This is a genomic window from Pseudoalteromonas sp. SA25 (genome assembly GCF_011378705.1).
Classification (GTDB): domain Bacteria; phylum Pseudomonadota; class Gammaproteobacteria; order Enterobacterales; family Alteromonadaceae; genus Pseudoalteromonas; species Pseudoalteromonas arctica.
This window is the reverse complement of the sequence record NZ_WTKV01000020.1, coordinates 1-24,739: the sequence shown is the minus strand read 5'-3', so window position 1 is coordinate 24,739 and position 24,739 is coordinate 1. Positions and strand designations below refer to the sequence as shown.

22 protein-coding genes are annotated in these 24,739 nt (G+C 38.5%); 9 read left to right on the top strand and 13 right to left on the bottom strand.

Annotated elements, in window-relative coordinates:
• Positions 1 to 240 precede the first annotated feature (240 nt).
• Together GQR45_RS15615 and GQR45_RS15610 are read left to right on the top strand one after the other, a co-directional pair.
• On the top strand, positions 241 to 2,181 hold the full coding sequence (locus tag GQR45_RS15615; RefSeq protein WP_165726436.1) for an EAL domain-containing protein: 1,941 nt from the start codon (positions 241 to 243) through the stop codon (positions 2,179 to 2,181).
• 520 nt (positions 2,182 to 2,701) lie between these two features.
• Positions 2,702 to 4,081: a VCBS repeat-containing protein gene (locus GQR45_RS15610; protein WP_165726435.1), complete on the top strand. Its 1,380-nt coding sequence runs from the start codon at positions 2,702 to 2,704 to the stop codon at positions 4,079 to 4,081.
• Positions 4,082 to 4,169: 88 nt separating this feature from the next.
• Here GQR45_RS15610 and GQR45_RS15605 read toward each other — a convergent pair whose 3' ends face one another.
• Both GQR45_RS15605 and GQR45_RS15600 read right to left on the bottom strand, forming a co-directional pair.
• Positions 4,170 to 4,625, bottom strand: coding sequence for a hypothetical protein (locus tag GQR45_RS15605; protein WP_101217777.1), 456 nt, complete (start codon positions 4,623 to 4,625; stop codon positions 4,170 to 4,172).
• Positions 4,626 to 4,637: 12 nt separating this feature from the next.
• The gene (locus GQR45_RS15600; protein WP_007581281.1) at positions 4,638 to 4,913 is read right to left on the bottom strand and encodes an EF-hand domain-containing protein; all 276 of its coding nucleotides are present in this window, start codon (positions 4,911 to 4,913) and stop codon (positions 4,638 to 4,640) included.
• Between the two features lie 311 nt (positions 4,914 to 5,224).
• On the opposite strand from GQR45_RS15600, the gene GQR45_RS15595 reads away from it, so the two are divergent.
• A complete protein-coding gene (locus GQR45_RS15595; RefSeq protein ID WP_010555357.1) occupies positions 5,225 to 6,082 on the top strand; it encodes a PA4780 family RIO1-like protein kinase in 858 nt (285 codons plus the stop codon).
• A 27-nt stretch (positions 6,083 to 6,109) separates the two neighbouring features.
• On the opposite strand, the gene GQR45_RS15590 is transcribed toward GQR45_RS15595, so the two are convergent.
• The 5 genes from GQR45_RS15590 to GQR45_RS15570 all read right to left on the bottom strand — a co-directional run bounded on the left by GQR45_RS15590 (position 6,110) and on the right by GQR45_RS15570 (position 11,437).
• Entirely contained in the window at positions 6,110 to 6,784 is a 675-nt protein-coding gene (locus GQR45_RS15590; protein WP_024607583.1) for a response regulator, read from the bottom strand.
• A 93-nt stretch (positions 6,785 to 6,877) separates the two neighbouring features.
• Positions 6,878 to 8,323, bottom strand: coding sequence for an ATP-binding protein (locus GQR45_RS15585; protein ID WP_165726434.1), 1,446 nt, complete (start codon positions 8,321 to 8,323; stop codon positions 6,878 to 6,880).
• Positions 8,323 to 8,853, bottom strand: coding sequence for a hypothetical protein (locus GQR45_RS15580; protein WP_024589245.1), 531 nt, complete (start codon positions 8,851 to 8,853; stop codon positions 8,323 to 8,325). Before GQR45_RS15580 ends, GQR45_RS15585 begins: the two co-directional genes overlap by 1 nt.
• Positions 8,854 to 8,862: 9 nt before the next feature.
• On the bottom strand, positions 8,863 to 10,530 hold the full coding sequence (locus GQR45_RS15575; protein ID WP_197153125.1) for a YHYH protein: 1,668 nt from the start codon (positions 10,528 to 10,530) through the stop codon (positions 8,863 to 8,865).
• A gap of 298 nt (positions 10,531 to 10,828) precedes the next feature.
• The gene (locus GQR45_RS15570; RefSeq protein ID WP_165726432.1) at positions 10,829 to 11,437 is read right to left on the bottom strand and encodes a flavin reductase family protein; all 609 of its coding nucleotides are present in this window, start codon (positions 11,435 to 11,437) and stop codon (positions 10,829 to 10,831) included.
• Between the two features lie 120 nt (positions 11,438 to 11,557).
• Between GQR45_RS15570 and GQR45_RS15565 the strand changes: the two genes are divergently transcribed.
• From GQR45_RS15565 to GQR45_RS15555, 3 genes are all read left to right on the top strand, one after another.
• Positions 11,558 to 13,081, top strand: coding sequence for a deoxyribodipyrimidine photo-lyase (locus GQR45_RS15565; protein WP_165726431.1), 1,524 nt, complete (start codon positions 11,558 to 11,560; stop codon positions 13,079 to 13,081).
• Between the two features lie 2 nt (positions 13,082 to 13,083).
• The gene (locus GQR45_RS15560; RefSeq protein ID WP_002958154.1) at positions 13,084 to 13,224 is read left to right on the top strand and encodes a DUF2256 domain-containing protein; all 141 of its coding nucleotides are present in this window, start codon (positions 13,084 to 13,086) and stop codon (positions 13,222 to 13,224) included.
• A gap of 124 nt (positions 13,225 to 13,348) precedes the next feature.
• Positions 13,349 to 13,786 carry an OsmC family protein gene (locus tag GQR45_RS15555; protein WP_165726430.1) on the top strand — a complete coding sequence of 146 codons (438 nt, stop codon included), beginning with the start codon at positions 13,349 to 13,351 and terminating at the stop codon, positions 13,784 to 13,786.
• A 63-nt stretch (positions 13,787 to 13,849) separates the two neighbouring features.
• Here the strand turns inward: GQR45_RS15555 and GQR45_RS15550 are convergent, their stop codons facing one another.
• Positions 13,850 to 14,038: a 2TM domain-containing protein gene (locus GQR45_RS15550; RefSeq protein ID WP_165726429.1), complete on the bottom strand. Its 189-nt coding sequence runs from the start codon at positions 14,036 to 14,038 to the stop codon at positions 13,850 to 13,852.
• A 218-nt stretch (positions 14,039 to 14,256) separates the two neighbouring features.
• Here GQR45_RS15550 and GQR45_RS15545 point away from each other — a divergent pair, with 218 nt between their 5' ends.
• The gene (locus GQR45_RS15545; RefSeq protein ID WP_165726428.1) at positions 14,257 to 15,033 is read left to right on the top strand and encodes an EAL domain-containing protein; all 777 of its coding nucleotides are present in this window, start codon (positions 14,257 to 14,259) and stop codon (positions 15,031 to 15,033) included.
• Positions 15,034 to 15,082: 49 nt separating this feature from the next.
• Here GQR45_RS15545 and GQR45_RS15540 read toward each other — a convergent pair whose 3' ends face one another.
• Positions 15,083 to 16,570, bottom strand: coding sequence for a dipeptidase (locus GQR45_RS15540; protein ID WP_165726427.1), 1,488 nt, complete (start codon positions 16,568 to 16,570; stop codon positions 15,083 to 15,085).
• 137 nt (positions 16,571 to 16,707) lie between these two features.
• Here GQR45_RS15540 and GQR45_RS15535 point away from each other — a divergent pair, with 137 nt between their 5' ends.
• On the top strand, positions 16,708 to 16,899 hold the full coding sequence (locus tag GQR45_RS15535) for a DUF2986 domain-containing protein (protein ID WP_206008674.1): 192 nt from the start codon (positions 16,708 to 16,710) through the stop codon (positions 16,897 to 16,899).
• A gap of 2 nt (positions 16,900 to 16,901) precedes the next feature.
• Here GQR45_RS15535 and GQR45_RS15530 read toward each other — a convergent pair whose 3' ends face one another.
• The 3 genes from GQR45_RS15530 to GQR45_RS15520 all read right to left on the bottom strand — a co-directional run bounded on the left by GQR45_RS15530 (position 16,902) and on the right by GQR45_RS15520 (position 21,694).
• Entirely contained in the window at positions 16,902 to 17,864 is a 963-nt protein-coding gene (locus GQR45_RS15530) for a TDT family transporter (RefSeq protein ID WP_165726426.1), read from the bottom strand.
• Between the two features lie 211 nt (positions 17,865 to 18,075).
• The gene (locus GQR45_RS15525) at positions 18,076 to 20,241 is read right to left on the bottom strand and encodes a TonB-dependent receptor (RefSeq protein ID WP_165726425.1); all 2,166 of its coding nucleotides are present in this window, start codon (positions 20,239 to 20,241) and stop codon (positions 18,076 to 18,078) included.
• A 154-nt stretch (positions 20,242 to 20,395) separates the two neighbouring features.
• The gene (locus GQR45_RS15520) at positions 20,396 to 21,694 is read right to left on the bottom strand and encodes a PAS domain-containing methyl-accepting chemotaxis protein (RefSeq protein ID WP_165726424.1); all 1,299 of its coding nucleotides are present in this window, start codon (positions 21,692 to 21,694) and stop codon (positions 20,396 to 20,398) included.
• A gap of 360 nt (positions 21,695 to 22,054) precedes the next feature.
• On the opposite strand from GQR45_RS15520, the gene GQR45_RS15515 reads away from it, so the two are divergent.
• The gene (locus GQR45_RS15515) at positions 22,055 to 23,260 is read left to right on the top strand and encodes an MFS transporter (RefSeq protein WP_007581242.1); all 1,206 of its coding nucleotides are present in this window, start codon (positions 22,055 to 22,057) and stop codon (positions 23,258 to 23,260) included.
• Positions 23,261 to 23,319: 59 nt separating this feature from the next.
• Here GQR45_RS15515 and GQR45_RS15510 read toward each other — a convergent pair whose 3' ends face one another.
• Complete coding sequence (locus GQR45_RS15510; RefSeq protein WP_165725782.1) at positions 23,320 to 24,645, bottom strand: IS4 family transposase; 1,326 nt, start codon at positions 24,643 to 24,645, stop codon at positions 23,320 to 23,322.
• Positions 24,646 to 24,739 lie beyond the last annotated feature (94 nt).

The window sequence follows — 24,739 nt, the reverse complement described above, 5'->3', positions numbered from 1 at the left end:
GTCGTTAACACTTTAACCTGCTTGATAATTTTAAGGCTCAAAATAAATATTTATTTTGGGCCTTTTTACTTTTTAAACTTTTTTTATCCCTCCCGTAAACTATATTTACTTTACATTAAAGTTTTATTTAGCTGCGTAAAGGCTTATTAAGCTCTTTGTATTACCAGTATTGCATTAGTGTAATTTGCTAAATGGTTTACTTAATTTCCTAGGGGTTGTTTTTGAAAAAGGTTTTAATTAGTGCCATATAACAATTTAAGTAATAATGAGCGAAAAGAAGCGCTCAAAATTTTATACTCGAATGCTATTTCCGGAATTGCAGTCTCTGTACTAGTCAGCGTTGCTTTAGTATTTGCTTTTGATATAACTAATGAGAAAACTAACCACGATAAAGTAGTCTGGTTAGGCATAATGATGTGCGTGCTTACTTTACGTATTATTGATGTAGGGCTTTTTTTGAAAGCTCAAAATTCTCGCCAACCTTACAACACACATTCTTATCTAAATCGCTTTGCTATTGGCTGTATATCAACAGCCGTGTCTTGGTGTGGTTATGCTCTTTGGTTTCATAGCACTTCATCTACGGTGGAAGTTACTACGACCATCGCTATTTTATCAGCGCTTGCCGGTGGCTCTGCAAATTTGCTGTCTGGAAGTCGTTTTACCGCTGTTCTATATAGTTTTACTTTATTGGCGCCCTACTCTTTTTTGCTAGCGCTTTCAAACGATCACTACCAACACGTATTGGGGTTATTAGGTTTAACTTTTGCCACAATCATGATTGCCTCTTCGTACAAATCAGCCACATTTACACACAGTGCAATCAAGCTCAAAAACCAAAACAGAGAGCTGCTTAATGAAATGGAAAACAAGGTCGAACAACGCACTGAAGAAATTTACCGCTTATCGAATACCGATCCACTCACAAATCTATTAAACCGCACCGCATTTTTAAAAAATGCAAACAAACAACTAGCAGATAACCCTAAAGAACCCTTTGCTTTATTATTTGTAGATTTAGATGGTTTTAAGCAAATCAACGATTCGTTGGGTCATAAAGTGGGCGATAAAGTATTAAAAGAAATAGCACTGAGAATTAGTAATGTATGCAACCAACAACTCTATAAATGCCGTTGGGGCGGAGATGAGTTTTTAATTTTAGCAACGTATCAAAACCAAACTGAGCTTATCGAGTTTGCTAATAAAGTGCTTCAAAGCATTAGCGCCGAGCATGAAACATATAAATATCAAAAATGGGTATCAGCAACTATTGGAATGGCCATGTACCCTGAGCACGGGAGTGATTTAAATACCTTAATTCGCTCTGCTGATATTGCAATGTATCACCAAAAACGCATGGCTAAAGGTAATATCAATATTTATAACGATTCACTCAAATTAAAACAAGAAAGAGAGTACCTGTTGAGTCAACGCCTAGCCAGTGCCATAGAAGAAAACAGTTTAAGACTAGTATTTCAGCCAATTGTAGATAGTAAAACATCAAAAGTAACCTCTTTCGAATCATTATTACGCTGGCAACTAGACGGTGAAAATATTTTCCCTGATGAGTTTATAACTATTGCCGAGCAATACGGTTTAATAACCCAAATGGGCCTCTGGGTCATAGAACAAGCATGTATACAAGCAAATAAATTCAACCATTTACCGACAAAAATTGCAGTAAGCGTGAACGTATCGGTAATACAATTACAAGATCCAAATTTTGTAACTAAGGTATTAAAAATAGTAAACAATCACCAAGTAGAGCCTAAAGATCTGCATATAGAAATTACCGAATCAGTATTTGCTAAGGATAAACTCACATTTTTGACAGCCGTGAAAGCACTACAAAAACAAGGCTTTTGTATTTCAATTGATGATTTTGGAACTGGCTACTCATCACTATCAAGCATGCTTGATATTGGTGTAGATATAGTAAAAATAGACAGAAGTTTTATTCAAAATATGGATAAAAGAGGGTTAAGTATTATTCATGCAATTGTACAAATGGCCTCATCTTTAGATTTTACTGTTGTTGCCGAAGGCGTTGAAACTATTGAACAAGCAAACACGCTTACTAATATTGGTGTATCTCACCTGCAAGGTTATTACTTTTCAAAACCGATGGAAGTAGATTTTGTAGATGCTTATTTAAATGAGCAAAATAAGCTGTGCCGTTGATAACTAAAACCCGCTAAAAGCGCTTAACTGCCATATGAGTTTTGCACTACCTTTTTTATTAGGGCTTGTTTATCTTTCGAGGTTAAATTTGCAGCAGGCTGTTTGGTATTTAGGCAATGCAGAGCCTATGTAGTGTGGTTATTAACCATACATAGTTGATAACGTAGCATAAATGCCAAAAATGCGCTGCCCGAAGGGTTCTGCCTAGGGGAGATTGACTCTTTGTTACTAGGTTACAAACCTCGCGCCGCGATTAAATCTTCCTTGGGTTGAAAAAATTTCAATCCTGAAAGGTCAACAAGCCCTTCTTAAAACATAATCTTACAATTACTTACACCCAGTACATAGTTATTAGCGTAGGCTAAATATAAACCAACTTACATAAGTGTATTACGTTTAAATTTACGCTAATTAGCAAACCGCCAGCGCTGGACCCTACGTTAAGTTGTGCGCTGATGTTGCTTATATAAGTGAATAATAAAAATGTAACGATACAACTAAATATAAAAAAGGGATTTGCATGATAAAACCACTTTGCTATTCACTCATCACTTTACTTACCCCCATTAGCGCTATAGCTCAAACAATGGCAATAAAAACAACGGATGAATTAGTATCAACCGATTCAGAGATTTTATTTGCATATAATAAAGAATCAAAACAATTAGAAGCCATCAATTTACTCACATCACTAAGTAGTGAACTTGCTTTACCAAAAAATGCCATCGGGTTTGATGTGGCTACACTTGCTAACATTACCGATAAACAAGCACTCGTACTAACAAGTGATGGCGTATACAAAGCCCATGCTGGTAAACCAACACTATTGTTTAATTATGAGTCGGTTCTAAATCAATTAAAAATAGATAAATTTGAAAAAGTAGACTTTGTCTTCGATGCCAACAACGACGGTCTAAGCGATATTTTCATCCCTGGGTTAGCAAGCAGTACTTTATACATTCAAAATAAAGATGGCAGCTTTAAGCCTAACAAATTTAAACAAACACCTATGTATGAAGGCAGCTTTTCAGGAAAAGGGCTTTCTCTAGAAGTTAACATTAACAATAAACCCGTCGTTATTGATTTTAACCACGACGGGTTAAGCGACTTGGTTTTTTCAAATGACTTTGGAGCAGATGTACTACTTGCTAATTCAGAAGGTTTTGAGCAAAAGCTCAACTCAATTGATTTTAACATCGAATTAGGCGAGCTAAGCAATGGCGAGACTCGCAAAATAAAGCAAATTATTGATATTAATAACGACGGATTCCTAGATTTTACAACTAGACAGTTTAAGCCAACGCAAGGTATGGATTCGTTAGATATAAAAATAGCACATACTTTGTACCTAGGAAGTGCTAAAGGCTTTAGTAATACGCCCATTACCTTATTTGAAACACAAGGCCCTAGTGAGTTATTGCTCAAAACTGATTTTAATAATGATGGCTTAATTGATTTACAAAAAATGGATTTAGATATTGGCTTAGGTACTATTGCGTCTATGGCATTGGGCGGTGGCAGTACTGATGTAGATGTAGAAATGAACATTTATAAGCAGCAACCCGACGGCTCATTTGCCAATAAATCGAGTATAGAACTTGATTTAGAAATGGAAGTGGGAATGAACGGCGATGATTCCGAACCAGCCCTCTATTTAGGTGATATTAACGGCGACAGCTATATTGACGCGGTATACAAATACAGTAAAAAAACGCTGTATATTTATTACGGAGAGCAAGACTCACTGCTAAATGATAAACGTAAAAAATTAAAACTAACGCTGCCTAAAAATAATAAAGATATTCTTCTGGTAGACATAAACCAAGACGGTAAAAAAGATTTTGTATTTAAATTTACCGAAGAAGATGGCACCAGCAAAATAGAAACACGCTTAAATTAAGCCAATAAAAAAGCCCAACAGAGTTAACCGTTGGGCTTTGGACTTAAGACTTTCGAGTAACAGTCAGCTTTACTCTAAGTTATAACACCTAAGCAGTTACATTTAGCAGTGAATCGCCTTCACTTAAACCAAACTTCTCTTGCACTGATGCAAGGATTGATTCTTTATCTTCATCAGACAACTGACTTGAATACTCAGTTAATAGCTCATCTAAGTAGCTGACTACTTCGTCTGTATCTACTGATTCTAATGAGTTCTGTGGCGGCGGTGGCGGTCTTTGACCTTCCACTCGTCCTGCATCACCAATGCTTTTAGCATCAAACTCAAGTTCGCTCATTAAATCAGCAAGCTCTTTTGTTGGTTCAATACCTTGTTCTTTAAATGCCGCTTGAATACTTTGCGCGTTTTCTTCGGTTAAGTTTTCAGCGTCAAACTCTGCAAGCGTTTCTTTAACAAAATCGCTTTGCTCTGTTGTTAGTTTTGCAGCCTGACTACTTTGTTGCGGCATAAAATTCGCAGAACTACTGTTAATACTATTAATCATTTTAGTATCCTTTCAGCGTTCACGACGAGGTGGTTTATGATCGCTAAGTTCTTGTTCACTAATTTCGCCATTACCATCGGCATCTATAGAATCAAAAATTGTTTGTGCATCGCCGTGTGGCGGTTTTTTAGCACTAAACTCTTCAAAGCTAATTACGCCATCACCATCAGTATCAATAGTTGAAAAGTCAGGTTTTTCAGGAGGATTGTCACCGCCTCGAGCAGCTACATTAGCTGAAAAAGCAATAGATAATATTGCCACAGTGGCAAGAGTTGAAAAATGCTTCATAGTAATAACCTCGTATTTAAGAATTAAACTAAGCTTACGCTTTAAAAACGCAAACAATGTGCAAATAATGAGGAAGTAATAAATTATTTTAATAAAAAATAGTAATCTAAATACTTATTTAAAAAGTTCTGGTTGATTGCTTTGCAATCAATATATAAGCTAATAAAATAATACGATTAATTACTCTCAGGCAGTAGTGTTACTGCCCTTAATTCTCAAAGCTGATATACTGCTTGAGCCAATTAAACAAACAAATACAGAGCACTTTCATAAATAATGATTAATAACCAACCCTACTTAGCAGGCAATCTGTGAAAATACCTAAACGCCTACAACCCCTTGTTGATGATGGCCTTATTGACGAAGTTATAAGCCGACTAATGAGCGGTAAAGAAGCCGATGTATTTATTGTCCGCTGTGGTGAGCACATTCGCTGTGCGAAAGTGTATAAAGACGCGGTTAAACGTAGCTTTAAAAAAGCGGCACAATACCAAGAAGGCCGAAAAGTACGTGGTGGACGCCAGGCGCGTGCTATGGGTAAACGTTCTAGCTATGGCCGTCAATTAGAAGAAGAGATTTGGCAAAATGCCGAAGTTGATGCGTTATCTCGTTTAGCTGGCGTGGGTGTACGTGTTCCTGATACTTACTTTTGTATTGATGGCGTGCTGCTTATGGAGCTTGTGTCGGACGAGAATGGTAACGTAGCCCCTCAACTTGGACATGTCGTTTTTAGTGAAGAGCAAGCGATTGAGCAGCATAAACTCATGATGCATTACATTAAGCTTATGCTTTGCGCAGGTATAATACACGGCGATTTATCTGAATTTAATGTACTTGTAGATAATAACGGCCCTGTAATTATAGATTTACCGCAAGCAGTTAACGCTTCAGCAAATAACAGTGCACAAGCTATGTTTGCACGCGATGTAAATAACATACGCCGCTACTATGGTGAATTTGCGCCAAGCATACTAAAAACTCAATACGCTAAAGAAATGTGGGCATTATTTGAAGAGGCAAATTTAACGCCTAATTCAACGCTTACTGGTGAATTTGAAGACAGCGATGAACTTGCTGATGTAGATTCTATTCTTGATGAAATTCAAGCTGCCGAATACGAAGAGTTTGACCGTTTAGAGCGAATTAAAAATGCTGACGATGATGAGTAACTCATCGTCATAGCTTACTAATACCTCTTACTGCGGGTGCACAAATCGGTAGCCAACCCCATAAACAGACTGAATAACACTTTCAGTTTGTGTCACTTCATCTAGTTTTTTACGCAACTTTTTAATATGGCTATCAATAGTACGATGGCTCACAATACGCTGATCGGCGTACATAGTGTCCATTAAACTATCGCGCGAATAAATACGATTTGGGTTGTTAAACAAAGGTTTAAATAGCTGAAATTCAAAGTTCGTTAGCTCTATGCTGCTTGATTTGTATTTTACGCTGTAAGTGCTCTCGTCAAGCTTCATTGTTGACTCTGTAACATCACTTGCGCTACTTAATCGCCTTAATATAGCTTTAACTCGCGCCACCAGCTCAGCATAACTAAACGGCTTACAAATATAATCATCTGCACCTAATTCAAGTCCAAGCAGCCTATCTATTTCTTCTACTTTTGCCGATACCATAATAATAGGCACATTTGAAAAGCGCCTGATTGCTTTACATAGTTCTATACCACTTTGACCAGGTAGCATTATGTCGAGCAAAATTACGCTCGGCCTGTTAATTTCAAGCCAAGGTAATACTTCATTTCCGTGATGTATTTGATGAGTAACAAAATGATGGCTACTTAAAAAGTCACTCATTAAGTTAGCTAGCTTTACCTCATCTTCCACAATCAGTATTTGTTCGCTCATAGAGTTCTCTGTTATTAGTAATCCAAACTTAGGATAAAAATACCATATCAAACAAAGTTCAAGTTACGTATTTTTTATCTGAATCAACTAAAGCTAAATAGTTGGTAGCCTAATAATAATAGCAAGACCGCCTAGAGTGGCTTTTTCAGCAGCTATTTCACCATTATGGCCTTTAACTATATGTTGGCAAATAGATAAGCCCAAGCCCGAACCGCCCTCTTGGCGATTACGCGAACTATCTACTCGATATAAATACTCAAACAAATGCGATAAATGCGACTGCTCTACACCTACGCCATTATCTTCAATTATAAGCTCTAAGTAGGTTTGCCCTTTAATGCTTATATTATTAGCCGTTAATGAAATAGTGGTGCATTGTGCATAGTGCACCGCGTTCATTAAAATATTATCGAGCAGCTGCAAAAGTCGGGTTTTATCTGCTTGTACAGTTATGTGTTTAGCGCTATTTAGTAAGTAAATTTTTATATTATGTTGCTCAAGTATAACCTGATATTTTTGCTCAATAGTATTTAATAATAAAGCCATATCAGTAGGTTGCATAGTGTAATGCATACCCCCTAACTCTGCGCTATTGAGCATATGCAAATCATCTATTAAGCGTTTTAAATGCAATGCCTCGTCGTTAGCCGAGTTAATATTTTTTGCATTAGGCTCACGTATTCCAAGTAGCATAGCTTCAAGTTCACCGAGCAAAATACTCATTGGCGTTCTAAGCTCATGGGAAATATTGGCAAGCCAGCGTTTGCGCACTTGCTCGTCTTTAGCGAGTGTAAATGCAAGGATATTAAAATCTTCGCTTAATTGGCCTAATTCGTCTTTTCGCTCAAGCGTAAGTTTGGTCTCGTAATTACCTTGCGTTAAGTGATGCATACCATTAGCAATTTGCTTTACTGGGCTCACTAAGTGACGAGACAATAAAAAGGTAACTAGCAATGTAAGCAATACAGCGGCTAAAGCAATAAACCATAAGTAGTTAGTTTGCTGCTGTAAAAAATCAAGCTCATAACCATCAACCAAGCTATCTCTTTTAGATACAGCTAAGTAACCCACTGTTTTATCGCCCACTGTAATTGGGGTTGTTATATATTTTAAATCGCTGAGGTATCTACCCACTACTCGCTGCTTATTTTCGTCAAGCAAAGCGTAGTGAGCAATATTTTCAGGTGGTAGGCGGCGCTCTCCCCCTAAACGAATATGATCGGGTGGCGGCCGTCGCATCATTCCCCCTCTGGGGCCTGGACCTTCTGGTGGCCTAGGTAAAAACTGGCTATTTTCTAGCTGCGATTCAATAAGTTTTCTAAAATTTTCGCCATTGCCAACAACACGTTCCCATGAGGGGGTTTTTTCGTATTGCTTTGCAAGTTGCACAACAAGTGGTTCAAGCGCTTTTACTTCTTTTGCATTAACAAAATCAATTACGCCTTGCCCTATACTCCATTGTATAAGTACTACTAGCCCTGCAATAACACTAAAGGTAAAACTAAATAGTATTAAAAAAAGTTTATTATGAATTTTCATTAATGCGTGTTTTCAACCTTGCTAGGAAAGCTTTCAAATCGGTATGTTATAAACTCTTTGGTTTGATCGTTAACATACAGCGTAGCAACTATTTTTTTGCCCTGAGCGGTCCAATACATATGACCATGATTATTTAAAGTAACCGATACGGTATTTATACCACTTTTAAATAAGTTAGCAGGTAAATGCAATGCATGTCCGTAAATTCGCTGTATTTTAACCCCATTTATATATAAATGAGCATGACCTTGTAAAAAGCCCGTGTCATCGTTTGTAGTAACGCTCATCATTTGCTGCATGTTCATTGCGCCCTCAGGGGGTACAGATAAATCATAGCGCTGCGTATCTAAAATTAAGTTATAACCCGACATACTATCTTTTAATAACTTAAGGCTTAATGCCGGGATTGGCGTATCACTTGGTACTGCTATAGGCATATGGCTATGATCCATCATTTCCTGCTGCGCAAAGAGCTTAAAGCTCAATAGCGCAGCAGTAGTTAGGATCAATGCGTATTTAAAATAACGCATAGTTACTCCTTACATTCCCGGTGGTGGACCCATTGTTTCGCCCGTATCACAGCGACCAATTGAATTATCGGCTAATTGACCTTTAAAACGAGGCCCTATTTGATAAGGAAAAGAAGGCTGTAATTTACCATCGCTGTCTAACGTTAGTGTTATATGGTAGTGATAACCCTTGCCATCGTTAGTATCGTGGCCGTTATGCTCATCTAATTGAGCACCGGTTACTGTTTTTTGTGCATAGTAGAAATCTTCAAAATAATAACCATCGTCGGCATTTAATGTATTACCAGAGAGCGTCGTTACTTCTGCGCCAATAGCAGGACCTGCATCACTTGTTTGTGTGCCTTGGCTAACATCGTATTGATCGACTAAAGTACAGCTTCGCTCACCTTCAGTACCACAACCACCTTCACTTTCTGACGCGCCATAATCACGCATTTCCCAGCCGCTTAATGCAAGTTGACCGTTACTTTCATAAGGACCATAAAGCGGATAGCCATCAGCTGCAAACCCATAAATAGGTGAATGCGCATCGCCATCATCTTCGAGTAAATCAGCTAAGCAACTAGTGTAAAAATGGTGATGATATTCACCATTAGCAGCATGTCCGCCACACACATCAACATCGTATTGCTCAGCAATGGGCGCTAATGTATACCAAATATTATTACCGTAGCTCATACCATCGCCCCAGTTAAATATACTGGTGCCATTAACCATTAAGCCAACTGTACCTAAACCTGTTTCACAAGTTTCAGTGTCAGATAAATCGGTAGGTGTTATCGGAAAATACGCCTCAACTGTTTGTTCTGTTGGGCAACCTGGTCCTGGAGGCCAATAGCCTGCACCGCCTGTGTCATCACAGTTTTCAGTGCTGCTGTTATAGCCAATATCTTCACCAAACGAAATGGTTTGCCCTACTGCTGCTGAGGTTACACCGTTATAAAAATCGGTAGCTGCACGCGGGCGGTTATTTAACGCGTCTACTTGGTCTTGTGTAAGCGTTACGTCATATTTAGGAATGTCAGTTGTTTGCACATACATGTATTCAACGTCAGCATCTTCCTCAGAAACAGTAACAACCTCAACTGATTGAACATCTTCAACCACTGCGCCATTGTTTTGTATATAAGTAGAGGTTGTATCGTTGTTAATTAACCAGCTGGTAAGTTTTGCACTATTATCAACTGCACCAGTATCTGAGTCTGAGTCTGATGAAGCAATAACATTAACTATAACGGTATCTACAACGACATCGTTTGTGCCGTCATCTGCACTGATTTCAAATACAAGTGCTTCATCGGTTAAAACTTCAGGTGCAACAAACTCAGTAGACGTTGCAGTACTTGAAGATAAGCTAACGGTAGTGCCTGATGTTTGTGACCAGCTAACAGATACTTCGCCATCATCTTCAACTGTTGAACTTAAATAAACGGTATCGCCCGCATTAACAGTTTGGTCAATACCGGCGTCAACCGTTGGAGCACTATTACTGACTGTCTCGCCGTCTGTTGTAGTACTTGTAGAATCGCTGTTACATGCGCTTAAAGCGATGCAAAGCGCGCTTAATGCAAATAACTTAGTTACATTAGAGGCTTTTGTTTTAAGAAGTGTTTTCAATGCTTGAACCTTTACTTTAACGTTTAATAAAACAAAGTTAACAAGTAAAAGTGCAAACAATGTGCACAAACTAAGGAAGAATAAACATAAGACTAGGGCGTGTTGATCTTTGGTGGTTGAATTTACAGCAGTATGTTTGGTTTTTAGGCAAGGCAGAGCCTATGAAGTGTGGTTATTCCCCATAAATAGGCGATAACGCAGCATAAAGACCAAACATGCGTTGCCCTTTGGGTTCTTTCTAGGGACGATTGACTCTTTGTTGCTCGGTTTTTACTTAGCCCACTAGGTTACAAACCTCGCGCCGCGATTAAATCGCCCCTAGATTGAACAAATTTCAATCCACAAAGATCAACACGCCCTAAATTTGTGGTCGTTTAAGTACAAATTTGTCTTTAGTGGTTGCATAGTAATCCCCACCCATTCTACCTACCGCATCTAAAAGTGTTGGGTCAATATAACCGTCAACAAACACTTCATCGTCTATACAAATACCCACTATGTCTAACAACATCATTTGTCCGCCGCCAGGCTCGCTTGAAATAGTAATAACTTCACGTAGCTTACACTCATAGCGTACTTTTGAATCAGCAACACTCGGCACTGCGACCATTTGGCTATCAATTTTAGTTATATTTGCAGCATCAAACTCACTAACATCACTAGGATAATTAGCACAGCTTTGATTCATTTTTTCAACCTGCTCATGACTCACAATGTTAATCACACATTCTTTAGTCGCTAATAAGTTAATTAATGTATCTTTACTTGGTTTATCGCGTGGATTTACTTGCGTCACACTCAATACTGGTGGGTTACAACTCGCTACTGTAAAAAATGAGTAAGGAGCAATATTAGCCACACCGTCGCTACTTAATGTACTTATCCATGCAATTGGACGAGGGCTGATCCCGCCAACTAAATACGAATAAACATTAAGCTCTTTATTTACAGTTAAATCTAAAAACATACTTTTCCTTTTAATACATTAAAACTAAATCTTAATTCAAGTTAGTTACGTATAGGTTTGGCTGACTCAGTTAAATAACAAGCTAATTTTTATCTCTATTTAAAGCAATAAACAAATTATATGAAAATAAACATCGTGTGGTTTAAACGTGATTTGCGTCTTAGCGATCATCAACCATTAAAAAATGCATTCAGTAATGGCTTACCTACCCTATTACTTTATAACTTTGAGCCATTATTGCTCGAAGATGCACACTACAATGACCGGCACTGGCGCTTTGTGTATCAATCAATAGTTGAGTTAAATAATCAGCTAGCGCGTTTTAACGCCTGTGTTTATATCTTTAATTTAAATATGAGCGATTTACTTGAATCGTTAAAGGCACAATTTGAAATAGTTAATATTTTTAGCCATCAAGAAATAGGCTTAAACAACACCTTTAAGCGCGATAAAGCAATAAAAGCATGGTGCCAGCATAACCATATTAATTGGCAAGAGTCGCAAACAGGCGCGGTTATTCGCGGCAAAAAAAATCGTAATAATTGGAACGAACGCTGGCAGCAAACAATGCAAGAACCTATTGCAGTTCCTAATTGGAAGAGTATAAAAACAATTACCCTCAATAACTACCAAACACCTGAGCTACCAAGCGCTTACACGCAAGATCACGACAGCTTTCAACAAGGTGGCCCGCTGCATGCGCGAACTGTAATGCAGAGCTTTTTTGCCGAGCGCGGTAAAGGTTATCAAAAAGGAATATCGAGCCCAAGTTTAAGCCAAACACATTGCTCCCGACTTTCGCCGTATTTAGCGTGGGGGAATATTAGCCTTAGGCAAGTGTATCAAATGGCCATTGATGAATATCATTCAAAACACCCTAACAAAAGAGGCTGGAAGCGCCCGCTTGCTGCGTTTGTATCGCGCTTGCATTGGCACTGCCACTTTATGCAAAAGTTTGAGAGCGAATGTTCTATGGAGTTTTTAGCCCTTAATCCGGGTTATCATGTATTTCCGTATCGTGATGATGAACATGTTAAAAACGATATTGAACGCTGGGCGCAAGGTCAAACAGGTATTCCCATTATTGACGCTTGCATGCGCTGCTTAAAAGCCACCGGCTATATAAACTTTAGAATGCGCGCCATGCTTGTAAGCTTTGTAACGCATCATTTAAATATAAGCTGGCAGCAAGCAAGCTTTCCTCTCGCTAATTACTTTTTAGATTTTGAGCCCGGAATTCACTACCCGCAAATTCAAATGCAAGCCTCGGTAACAGGCATTAACACCATTAGGCACTACAACCCAATTAAACAATCAGAAGATCAAGACCCAACAGGTTCGTTTATTAAAAAGTGGTGCCCCGAGCTTGAAAAACTCCCTATTGAATATTTACACCAACCTTGGGAGCAAACTCCAATGGAAGCACTCTTTAACGACTTTAAATTAGGGGAGGATTATCCCGAACCCATGCTTGATTTAACAGCGGCCTCAAAAGAAGCACGCGAGCGCTTATGGCAATACCGTGAGCGAGCCGATGTTAAACGCGCCATAGGGAGGATTCTTAAAAAGCACGTTGGGGGTACTCAAAAAGTTACTCGAACAAAAAGTAAAACGGATGCTAAAAGTAACAGCAAGGCTAAGTAAGCATGGCGCACAAAAAACTAAACTTACCTCAAAAAATATGCCCTATTTGTAATAAACCTTTTACGTGGCGTAAAAAATGGCAGCGCGACTGGGATAACGTTATTTATTGTTCAGAGCGCTGTAAGCGAAATAAACAGGGATAACAATTAACTGGCGTCTATTTTGCAACATCATCAGTAATTAATGCTTTTAAGGCTTTATATAAGTTTATTTTGTAAATAACGCTTAGCTAACCTGAAAAGCTTACACTCAAGCAAGGAGAAGATGATGACGATTAAAAAAACGGCTAGTTCAACATGGTCTGGCGATATTAAAACAGGCAAAGGTAGCATATCAACTCAAAGTGGCGCGCTTGATAAACAACCTTATGGTTTTAATACCCGCTTTGAAGATAAGGCAGGCTCAAACCCTGAAGAATTAGTAGGTGCAGCTCACAGTGCATGTTTTAGTATGGCACTTTCGCTTGCATTAGGTGATGCAGGCTTTACCGCAGATAAAATTGATACTAAAGCCACTGTAAGCCTTGATAAAGTAGATGACGGTTTTTCAGTAACGCATATTGCCCTTGAGGTAAAAGCGCGTATTGATGATATTCAAAACGAGCAGTTTCAAGCCTTATGTGAGCAAACCAAAAAGAGCTGCCCTATTTCCAAGCTCTTAAATACCGAAATATCACTAGATGCGACACTTCAATCAGCATTTTAAATATTTAGACTTAACTGTTTAGACAGTTCCTTACTAAGCAAGCCAAGTAATTACTTGGCTTGCTTAGTATAAAGAAGTATTTTTAGGTTTATTCCTACTCAAAGTACTTACTACAAGCCCTATTCCCATCCCAATTGCTGGCCATACTACCCACATATAACTAGGCGAAGTTAGTAAATTTATAACGCTTAGCAAAGTTAAAATAAGTAAATATCCTTTAATTTTTTTGCCTAATGTCACTGTATTGCTCATTTATATTCTCCAAGTAATGTATGTCGCTATTATTGTTTTAATAAGCAGCGTACACACCTGCTAAATGTCACTAAGTGATCTGACATTAGTCATCACTTTTCATTTAATTACATAGTTATTTATTATGTATAAAAACATAAAAAACAATACTTTAATCTATTTGTGTTAGAATCTAATCTCAACTAACCTAAACAAATAAACATAAAAGGATGAGCTAAATGAGCGAAAAATCAAAAGATTGCGAAAAAGTTACGTGTAGTAACTGTGCTGACGCTAACGATCTCGAATTTGATTTTTCTATGGCTTTTCAACCGATTATAAACTGTAAAACTAATCTTATTTATGGCTATGAGGCACTAGTTAGGGGTTTAAATGGCGAGTCTGCTTATTCAATCATTTCAAAAGTGAATGAAGACAACCGCTATGCATTTGATCAGCTTTGTCGTATTAAAGCCATTCAACTAGCCTCAAAGCTGGGCATAACATCAATGCTAAGCATTAACTTTTTACCTAATGCTATTTATAAACCAGAGCGATGTATACGCACCACACTAGAAGCGGCAAAAAAGTATAGCTTCCCAATTCAAAATATTATGTTTGAATTTACTGAAGTTGAAAAAATAGAAGACACCGCACACATTAAACGCATTGTTGATTACTATCAGTCTCTCGGATTTAAAACCGCCACTGATGACTTTGGTGCAGGTTATTCTGGTTTAAATCTACTGGCTGACTTTCAAACAGATATTATTAAGCTGGATATGGCGCTAATACGCGATATAAGCAACGACAAAAAACGCCAATTAATAGTAACTCATTGCTTAAATATGTTTCGCGATTTAAATATTATCGCACTGGCTGAAGGGATTGAAACAGTAGAAGAATATACATGGCTTAAAAACGCAGGTGTTGAGCTTATGCAAGGGTATTTATTTGCCAAACCAAGCTTTGAAAACTTGCCTGAAGTGAATTTTGAGGACATAGGTGCTGATTAATACCCAACACCTATTATTTAAATCTTATTGAATCAAAGTAACGCTTAAGCTACATATTACCTAGCTCTATCATCATCGCTGTGTACATACGTAAATTAAGCTTAAGTTGCTCAATGGTCATAAATTCATGCTCTGAGTGACCGGTGTAGCGCTTGCCTGGCATTGAAGGACCAAACGATACCGCATTATCAAACAGCTTTGCGTTAGTGCCACCACCTATTGATACAAAGTCAGCTTTTTCGTCGCCCGTAAAATGCTTGAAAATATCAAGCAGCTTTTGCGCATGCGGCGCGCTATCAAGCAGCATAGGTGTGCCAATAATTGTTTCTATGTTAGCAAGCGTTACATTGTTAGCAGCTTGCCAATTAGCGAGCGCATCATCAATTTGCTTTTGTAATACAGCTTCGTCTTTACCCATAGGGCGACGTGCATTTACAGCAAGTGTTAGCGCATTACCATCGCGCTCAATAACGGTTGGTGCCACTGTCATCGGGCCCATAAAGTCGTGCTTGTAAGCTATTTCGCCAAACTGTTTACCATGAATATCTAAACCAATTAACTGATTCACAAAGTCGATTAGCTCGCCGTCACTGTTATTTTCAAGCTCCACGCCTTTAAATAACTCAGCTAAATACGCAATCGCATTTATACCCGACTCCGGCTCTGATGAATGCGCCGACATACCTTTAACACTTATTGCTAAACCATTACTTTTTTCACTAAAGTTAAACTCAACTTTATTTAATGTCTTGGCTTTTGCTTTTAATGTATTAATAAGTGCAGCGTCTGCATTGTGAAGTACTAAGCTGGCATCTTCTGGAATTTGGCTTCTAAACGCACCGCCAGTTACATCCTTTACATATAAACCCGTTTGTGGCGATGTTGCATTAAAGGTAGGTGCAATTAAGCTCCAGCCTTTCTCAGCAACCACTACAGGGTATGATGCATCAATCGTTACTGCATATTTTGGTTGTTCATACGTTTTCATAAATTGAGTAAGCGGACCCCAATCAGACTCCTCAGCAAGGTAAATCATAAGCTCAATTCGGTTATTAAGGGTTATGCCTTTATCTTTAATTGCTTTCATGGCGTAAAGCGCTGTTGCTATTGCACCTTTATCGTCTTCCGTACCACGACCAACTAATTTTCCCGGTTCAGATGTATCAATAATAAAAGGACTTTGTTTCCATTTGCTAGCATTAGCAGGTTGCACGTCGCCGTGGGTTACTACCGTTACTTTTTCGCTTTGCTCGCCCATTCCAATTAAAACGGTGTAGCCTAAATCTTGGTAGTCAAAACCAAGCTCTGCGGCTTTCATTTTTAAAAGTGCTTTAAAGCCAATAAAATCGGGATTTTGAGGAGCGGCAATATCGCTCTTATTAACGGTCGGAAAAGCCACTAAGTTAGTTAGTGTGTGTATTTGAGCATTTTGGTATGTATTTACTGCGTAATCGGCAACGCTATCAATATTTTTATTTAACTGCGCATGAGCGCTAAATGCAAATAAAGCAATACTGGCTAAAGCTAACTTTTTCAAAACAATTCCCATTTAATTAATAACTAAGAGCGGTAATTATAACGCTATGAAGCGCTTACTTATAGCTCTTTACGCTAAACACACAGGTAACTTAAGCTGAATATTTATATAGCAGCTTTTATGAGGATGAATGTATAATGCGCGACTTAAAATTAAGAGAGTATTTAATTGTGAACCGTCGTAAAAAAATCGTCACTAAATTTCAAAAGAAAGATAAACGCACTAACGCTAAACTACATAAAAGCAACAAACCTGGTTATGTGTCAAAAGCTGAGCGCGAAAAACTAGCTGAACAAGAAAGTAATGAGTCAGAGGTAATCCAAGAGTAACTTTACGCTACCCGTTGCTTTGATAATTTAAAGTGGCAAAAGTACCGAGCACTTACATAACCAACTACTGCCGTGGCAACTATAAGTTCAAACGTAGCTAAGTAATTAACTGTATCTACATATGGCATTGCGAGGTTTATACTTTGCATCCAGTCTTTCATTTTAAATAATGCAGTTGCCCCAATAACCATTGGAAATGTAAAAGCAGCGTAGCTCGGCGTAAAAGGCCTGCGTAATAACTTTATAAATAACACATAAACAATCAGTGTTTTTATTATCGCTAATATAAATAATGCCCCCACTATAAAGAGTGATGGATTAGCTACAATATGAAAATACCCCGCTAATGTTAAACTGGCAGGCGCTGCTAAAATGGCAAGTGTTGGCTGTATTTCGTAGTCACTTTTTAATGCTAATAAAAAGCGATAAAACATAATTGGCAGCATAATACTGTACGTTGATATACCAATCACCAGTGCGCTATAAGCTAACCACGCTAATGTCGGATTTCCCGAAAAAGTAACATCTGCAATAATTATCCCCACTGGCGGGACAAACCAGCTGGGCGCCATATCCTCGAAGTTAAACTTTTTTGCTCGCTGGTATAAAAAACTCACCAAAAATGTGAGATGTAGCACAAAAGCTAAAACCCACATAATGTCGCCAGCTAATGAATTAAATTGCCCAACTGAGTTTGAAATAACAAGATTAGCCATTGCAAATGTAGGGATCACACTTCCTGCAACTGGGTGTGCTAAATCGGCTTTTAATAAATGAGGGTGTAGTAAAAACTTAGCAGCCAAAAGTAAAACTAATACGCCAGCTAGTACCGCTCCCAAAAATTGCCCTTGGGAGTTTAAATTAAAAACGTTTTCCCATGCCCATCCCATACTAGCAATACCCAAAGCTAAACCGGCCATAGCTGTTGGCGCACCCATCACTTTATTTTTAAATTGCTTAAACACTGTATTTCCTAATTATTGGGTGATGAACAAGTTACTGCTTTTTACTGCATTGCCTTAAAATAATGCTGTAAAATTAATACAAGCGTGCTTAATAGAACGCTTTTTGCATACAAATATTTCATAAAAATAAGTTTACGGCTTACATGTTAAAACGCAAAAAAAGCCATAACACAGTTATGGCTTTTGCTTTATTTTTAATAATTTAGTTTAGTTAGAACGCGTAACTAACGCTTACATTAAATGAACGACCCTGCCCAGCAAGTTGTTCAAACCTGTTGCTGCTATCTTGTTTAAGTGCCGCAATACTTACACCACCTAATGGGAGCTGGTAATACTCATCAAACACGTTACTCACTTCTGCGCTTAGCGTTAATGAATCCCATGTGGCTTTAGAGCTTAAATTAACCAGGCTGTAGCTGTCTGTTTGGTTTTCAAAACGATTATTATCTACACGGGTTTTAGTATCGACCCACTGCCAAGATAACACATTTTCAAATCGACCTATTTGCTGGCTAATACCTAGCTGAGTTTGCAGTGGTTTAATTTGATAAAGTGGCTGGTTAGTATCGTCGCGCTTGCCTCTCGTATTAGTAACATTAGCGTGTAACTGCCAGTTGCCTAATTGCTTAGATTCATAAATGTTGGCTGTTAAATCTATTTTTGCACCATATAAAATGGCATCTACATTAGTAAACTGCAAAATGTTACGCGCTGTGTTGTCCAAATCATAACTATTGAAGCTTCTTACAATATCAGCATCAATATAATCATTCACATCTGTATACCAAACATTGGTGCTTAATCGCCAACGGTCATCTTTAGCCGATTTAATATAAGTAGCACTTATTGTATGCGCTGTTTCAACGTCTAAATCGGGGTTACCAATATAGCCATTACCATCGCCATACCAACCAATCATGGTGGTTGCCATGGTACTTACACCCCAACTATATCGCTCGTATAAATTAGGCGCTCGATTTTTACGGGCAAGACCAAATTGCAGCTCATCATAATTTGTTATTTGGTAATTAATTAATAAGTTAGCATCAACTATAGTGTCGGTTTTATCTCTGTCGCCAGCATTAAAGTTCTGTGCAGCAATGGTATTATCTGTAGACGTATCGCTCATGGTCATACTTTCCATACTACCCATGTCGCTCATATCGTCCATATCCGTCATGCTCATGTCATCGTTGTAAGATTGAACCTCTCCAACGTGGGTATTAATACTTTCAATACGTACGCCTGCGTTTAACCATAACTTTGTATTTATTTGGCTCTCAAATTCTGCAAATGCCGCTATCCGCTCTCGTTTACCGTTATTTATATTTACGTAATCGTCTGGTCCCATCATGGTTGAGCCTTCAATACCTGGCCACCAATCATCAATGCTGTAATTGTAATATTCTTGACCGAGTAAAATACTGCTGTTTTTATCAAGCGCAATACGCCATTTAAGCTGCGTACTTATATCTTGTGCATCGGTTTTCATTCGCATCATGCCTGTTTTTTCTTCACTGAAAAAACCCATTTCGTGCTTTACACTATGCCAGTTAACTTGCCCTTCAAGTTCGCTGTTTTCAAAGGAACGCTTGTATTGAGCTATTGCACCGTAACTGGTGTTATCGGTCATATCCATATACTGATTTGCAAATCCCTGATACGGGATTTTTTGATGCGTTAGCTTTATAACTAATTGCTGTTTATCATCGCGCATAGCTGCGGTTAAACTATGATTTTGTGCTCGATACAATGTATCTAATACTACATCGCCGTTACCGTCTTCATAACTATCTGCGTCACTAAACGAACCCTGATAATTAAGGCTAAACGTGTCACTTGCTAAACGTGCACCAACGCCAAGTTTACGTCCGTTATCAACGCTACTGTACTTTGCTGACACATAACCTGAGTGCCAACCTAATTCATTGCTATCGCTATACTGTGGTGAAATAGAATTAACGCTTATTACACCGGCAATATTATCGCCGCCCGCGCTTACTGGCGACACGCCTGCAACCACATTGTAAGACGTAATTTGATTAGCCGAGATATACGAAAGTGGCGGGTTCATATGATTAGCGCATGCAACGGTTACATCTGCACCATCAACTAACACTTTAACTCTGTCGCCCATTAAACCATTTAAAATAGGTAAGTTAGATACGCCGCCCGCTGCTGAAAAATCGACACCTAAATCACTTAATAACGATTCTGACGAACCAAGTGCTAAATGCTTATTTTGAGCATGTCCGTGTACTTCAATCACTTCTAAAGGCGTATCGTCGGCAAATGCAAAAGGAGATAGCACACCGCTAATAAAAAGTGCGACAGGCGTTAGTAAATATGTTTTTTGAGTTTTGCTTTTATAAACCATTGTTAATTTATGCCACTGTAATAATTGGCGTAATTATAGTGTGAGTTGCAAAAGCAAAAGCGCGACATATTGTCGCACTTTATCAATTTAGAATGTTGTTAGGTGTGTTTGAGCACATAAGAAGGCAGCTTTAAACATAGGAACATGCAATTAACTAAGTATTTAACTTAGCTACCGTTTGAGAAACAATATCGGCTCCACGTTCAATCTCTTTAATGACCTCAGACACATTAGCAATAAGCTCTCTTCCTTGTTTTGATGAGTCTGAAACTGACGTTATTTGCTTTGATATATCATTAGTGAGCTCTTGGTTATTTTTAACAACACTTGCTATTTCATTAGTAGAGCGACTAGTGCTGGCTGCAAGCTGCCTTACTTCATCAGCTACTACAGCAAAACCTCGACCATAATCACCAGCACGCGCTGCTTCTATTGCGGCATTAAGTGCCAGTAAATTAGTTTGATCCGCAATGCTGCTAATTGTCGAAACAATGGAGCCTATGACCGCAGACTGTTCATTAAGATTTTTTATTAAATCTACCGATTTAAGTACTTGGCTTACAATGGCGTCGGAGTTCGCTATAGAGCTTTGTAGTATTTCAGAGCCTTTTTTAGCGGTTGTAGCAGTAGCTACCGCCGATTCATGTGCTATTGCAGCGGCTTCTGTCACTGCACTGTTATTATTAATTCGATCGGTAATATTTGATGCAAACTTAATTATTTTAATTACATTACCTTTGCTATCTAAAATTGGGTTATAAGTTGCTTCTAACCAAATTTCTGAACCGTCGGCGGCAATACGTTTAAATTTTCCTGACTTAAACTGCCCCTGCGCTAATTCACTCCAAAAGCGTGGGTTTTTCTCATAAAACAATTTAGTACAAAACATTTTATGATGCTTGCCTACAATGTCTTTTAAGCTATAACCTATTGTTGCTAAAAAGTTTTGGTTCGCCTTTAAAATATTACCCTCTGGGGTAAACTCTATTGTAGCCAAGGCTTTGTCGAGTGCATTTGCAATAGCTTCTTGCGCTTTTCTTTGTATGTAACTGTTTGTAATATCAGAGGCTATTTTAATAACTTTGGTGACTACGCCGCGCTCTTCTACAGGAAAGTAAGTTGCCTCAAGCCAAAGCTTATCGCCATTAGCTTTGTACCTTAAAAACGAGCCTGCTTTAGAGTTCCCTGCTTTCAATGCTTGCCAAAATTGACTATATTCGTTTGACTTTGCATATTCAGGTTCGCAAAACATACGATGATGCTTACCAATTATTTTCTCTTTGCTATACCCAATCGTTTTTAAAAACAACTGATTTGCGTCTAATATTATTCCATCAGGTGTAAACTCTATATAAGCAACGTGCTTATTAATTGCCGATAAAATAGATTGTTTTTGAATTAATTGAAGCTCCATTTCTTCAATTTTTGCGTTTCTTTTAGAAATACCAAACATATAAAAACCTTAAGGAGTAAATTAGTACAAAAATTAGCAAATTAATGTGATATCAATATGTAGCTGTACTGTAAATATAAGCTTTAAATAACCTTTCGGCTAATATTTAATATCTTATATATATATGCTTTATAAATAGTTTTTTTATTTTATAAATATTAAGTAGTATTTTCTTCTAATTAACATTTTAAAAACCTAATAAAACCACTAATTTATGCATGACTCTGTGCTTTTTTTAACTTAAAATAGCGCCCTCACAGACTACCCTCTCACACCAAAATTTAAGCATACACATAATATGTCCTATTCAAGATCTATTATGCAGTTTCATTTTTAAAATTAAACCTTAAGGGATCATCTATGACATCAGATGTAACGTCGGCATCTAGTCAACTTAACAGAACCGCTATTTTACTCGTATTAGCGCTAGGCACATTTATTTTAGGATTATCTGAGTTTTCGATGATGCCTATGCTGCCACTAATTAGCGAAACATTTGGCTCAACGCCATCACAAAGTGGCTATGCAATTAGTGCTTACGCCATTGGTGTTGTAGTGGGTGCCCCTATTTTAATGCTTACCACTGCTAATATGAGAAAGCGCAAAGCATTGCTCATATTTATAAGCTTAATGTTTGTCTCAAACGGATTAAGCGCGATGGCAACGTCGCTTGAGCAGCTTGTAATATTTAGATTTTTAAGTGGTTTACCTCATGGTGCATATTTTGGCGCGGCTATTTTATTAGCATCGGATATTGCCCCAAAAGGTAAGCGTGCTAGCTTTATGTCTAAGGTGTTTATGGGTTTAACTGTGGCTACTATTGTTGGTGTGCCTGTTGTAACACTTGTGGGTCAAAACCTTAGTTGGCGGTATTGTTTAGCCGGCGCTGCAGTGCTTGCATTTATTGCTTTTATTTTTGTTTATAAAGTAGTTCCAAATATAGATAACGCTAAGCCTTCTAACTTACTAAACGAGTTTGGCGTACTTAAAAACAAACTGGTTTGGTCTATTTTGGGTATTGTAATTATTGGCTTTGGCGGGGTGTTTTGTATTTATACTTACATTGCCGACACCATCTTAGTGGTAACAAAAACAGCCCCGTATACTATTTCTATCGCAATGGTAATGTTTGGTATTGGTTGTACGCTCGGTAACTATGTACTGGGTAAAGCTGCCGATAAATCAGCAATTAAAACGACTGGCCTTGCGCTTGTATGTACCATTGTATTTGCCTTTGCTTATGTAACGGCAAGCCATAATATTTGGGCTCTTTATGCAGTGATCTTCTTTATTGGTTGCAGTGTGGGCTTGGCTACGCTGATTCAAACGCTTTTAATGGACGTTGCACCCGAAGGCCACGCTATGATTGGTGCCTTAGTACAGTGCGCATTTAATACTGCCAATGCTATAGGCCCTTGGGTCGGTGGAATTGCAATAGCACAGGGTGCTGCACCTAATCAAACAGGTTACGTAGCAGCTGCATTATTTTTAGGTGGTTTGGGTATGTGGCTACTAAGTTACTTACAACTAAATAAACAGCAACCAACAGCGCAAGCTACTAATTAACTTGAGTTCAGATTAATTTAAAATACAAAAAGAGCCGCTAATTAGCTAACACCATTCAGTTAAGCATGCTTTGACTTAATGGTGTACCGAGTTTTTGAAATTCGAACGGTCCTACTTTTGGGCCGTTTTCTTTTTTCTGGAAGAATATAACGTTTCACTCGTTCTCGCATTGCCCTTAATTTCTTTGGAATTGAACCTGGCGAAGCGATGGCACACCAGAGTATTTCATCCTGTATATCCCGCAAAGCCATGACAAAACTAATTCTCAGCGGGGAGACTTTAGCCTCTTTGGCTATTCGACTTATCTCTACTCGAATTAAATTGTAGGCTAGCAATATACCCCATAGCTCTTGATTGACTCCATCCACAGTCTGACTACGCAAAAGAATACTATCCTCAAGCATCTGGTGTTTTATTTCTCCATAGCTATTTTCAATTTCCCAGCGCTCGAAATAGACATCAAGAATGGCCTGTGCACCAAAAGCCTGTTTATCATCCAAAGAGCACAGCAGACCTTTTATTTTTCCAGGCCCCATTGGCTCAGGATAAAGAACCAGTCTGGCCTGCCAGCACTCAGGAAGCGAAGGGTCTTGTTTTCTGGCATGCGCAGATACACTCATCTCTACTTTGAAGTCATGCTCAGAGTAAGATTCAATGACGGTGTATTGCGTGTTGCTTTTAATCGGGACCATCCAGTGCGACTGTGGGTGTTGCTTACGCCAATTAATCAGTAGCTCAGCGCTGAGATAACATCGGTCAAAAATAGTTAGACTGTTATCACTTACATGACCAAATAACTGCTTTGCGTAGTTCACCTCACCTTGATAACTGGGCCCGAAGGCAACGTGGTGTATCAACCGGCTACGCAAGGAGCTTAAGGCGCATAGGCGTACAATAGGATATTCTGTATGACGGTTTTTACTGTGCTTAATATAGTGAAAGTGCTCAGCAAGAGCTGGTGTATCGGGTGCACGAAATTGCGTTCCATCGACAGAAAATAACCGGAGTCCATACCACGTATCATCAGCATCTTCTTCTTGTGTCCAATGGGCTGCACATAGGTGAAATAAGGCTTGGAGGGGGTCGCTACTCAGGCGCTGTCTCGCTTGAGGAATAGCACTTGGAGCAACCGTATCGCCCAGGGTATCAGTGAGTGTTAAATCTAACTTCTCAACAACGTCACTAATAGAGCGGTCGCGAAAAAGACCCATTGCAATGATAAGCCAGACGACAAGCTCAGCAGGTAACTTACGTTTGCGAATACTTGCTTTATCGGTCTGTTCGAGCACATTAGAAATCCACTCAAGAGGGATATGTTTCTGAAATGTAGATAAAGAGTCAGGAGTGGCGAATATATCCGTATCAAGTAACCAATGACTAAGCATAAAAATACCCTCATAATCAAAAGATGATAAGGGTATTGTGAAGCAACCAAAAGATCGGTCAACCGATCAAAAATACCTTAACTGATCGGTGTTA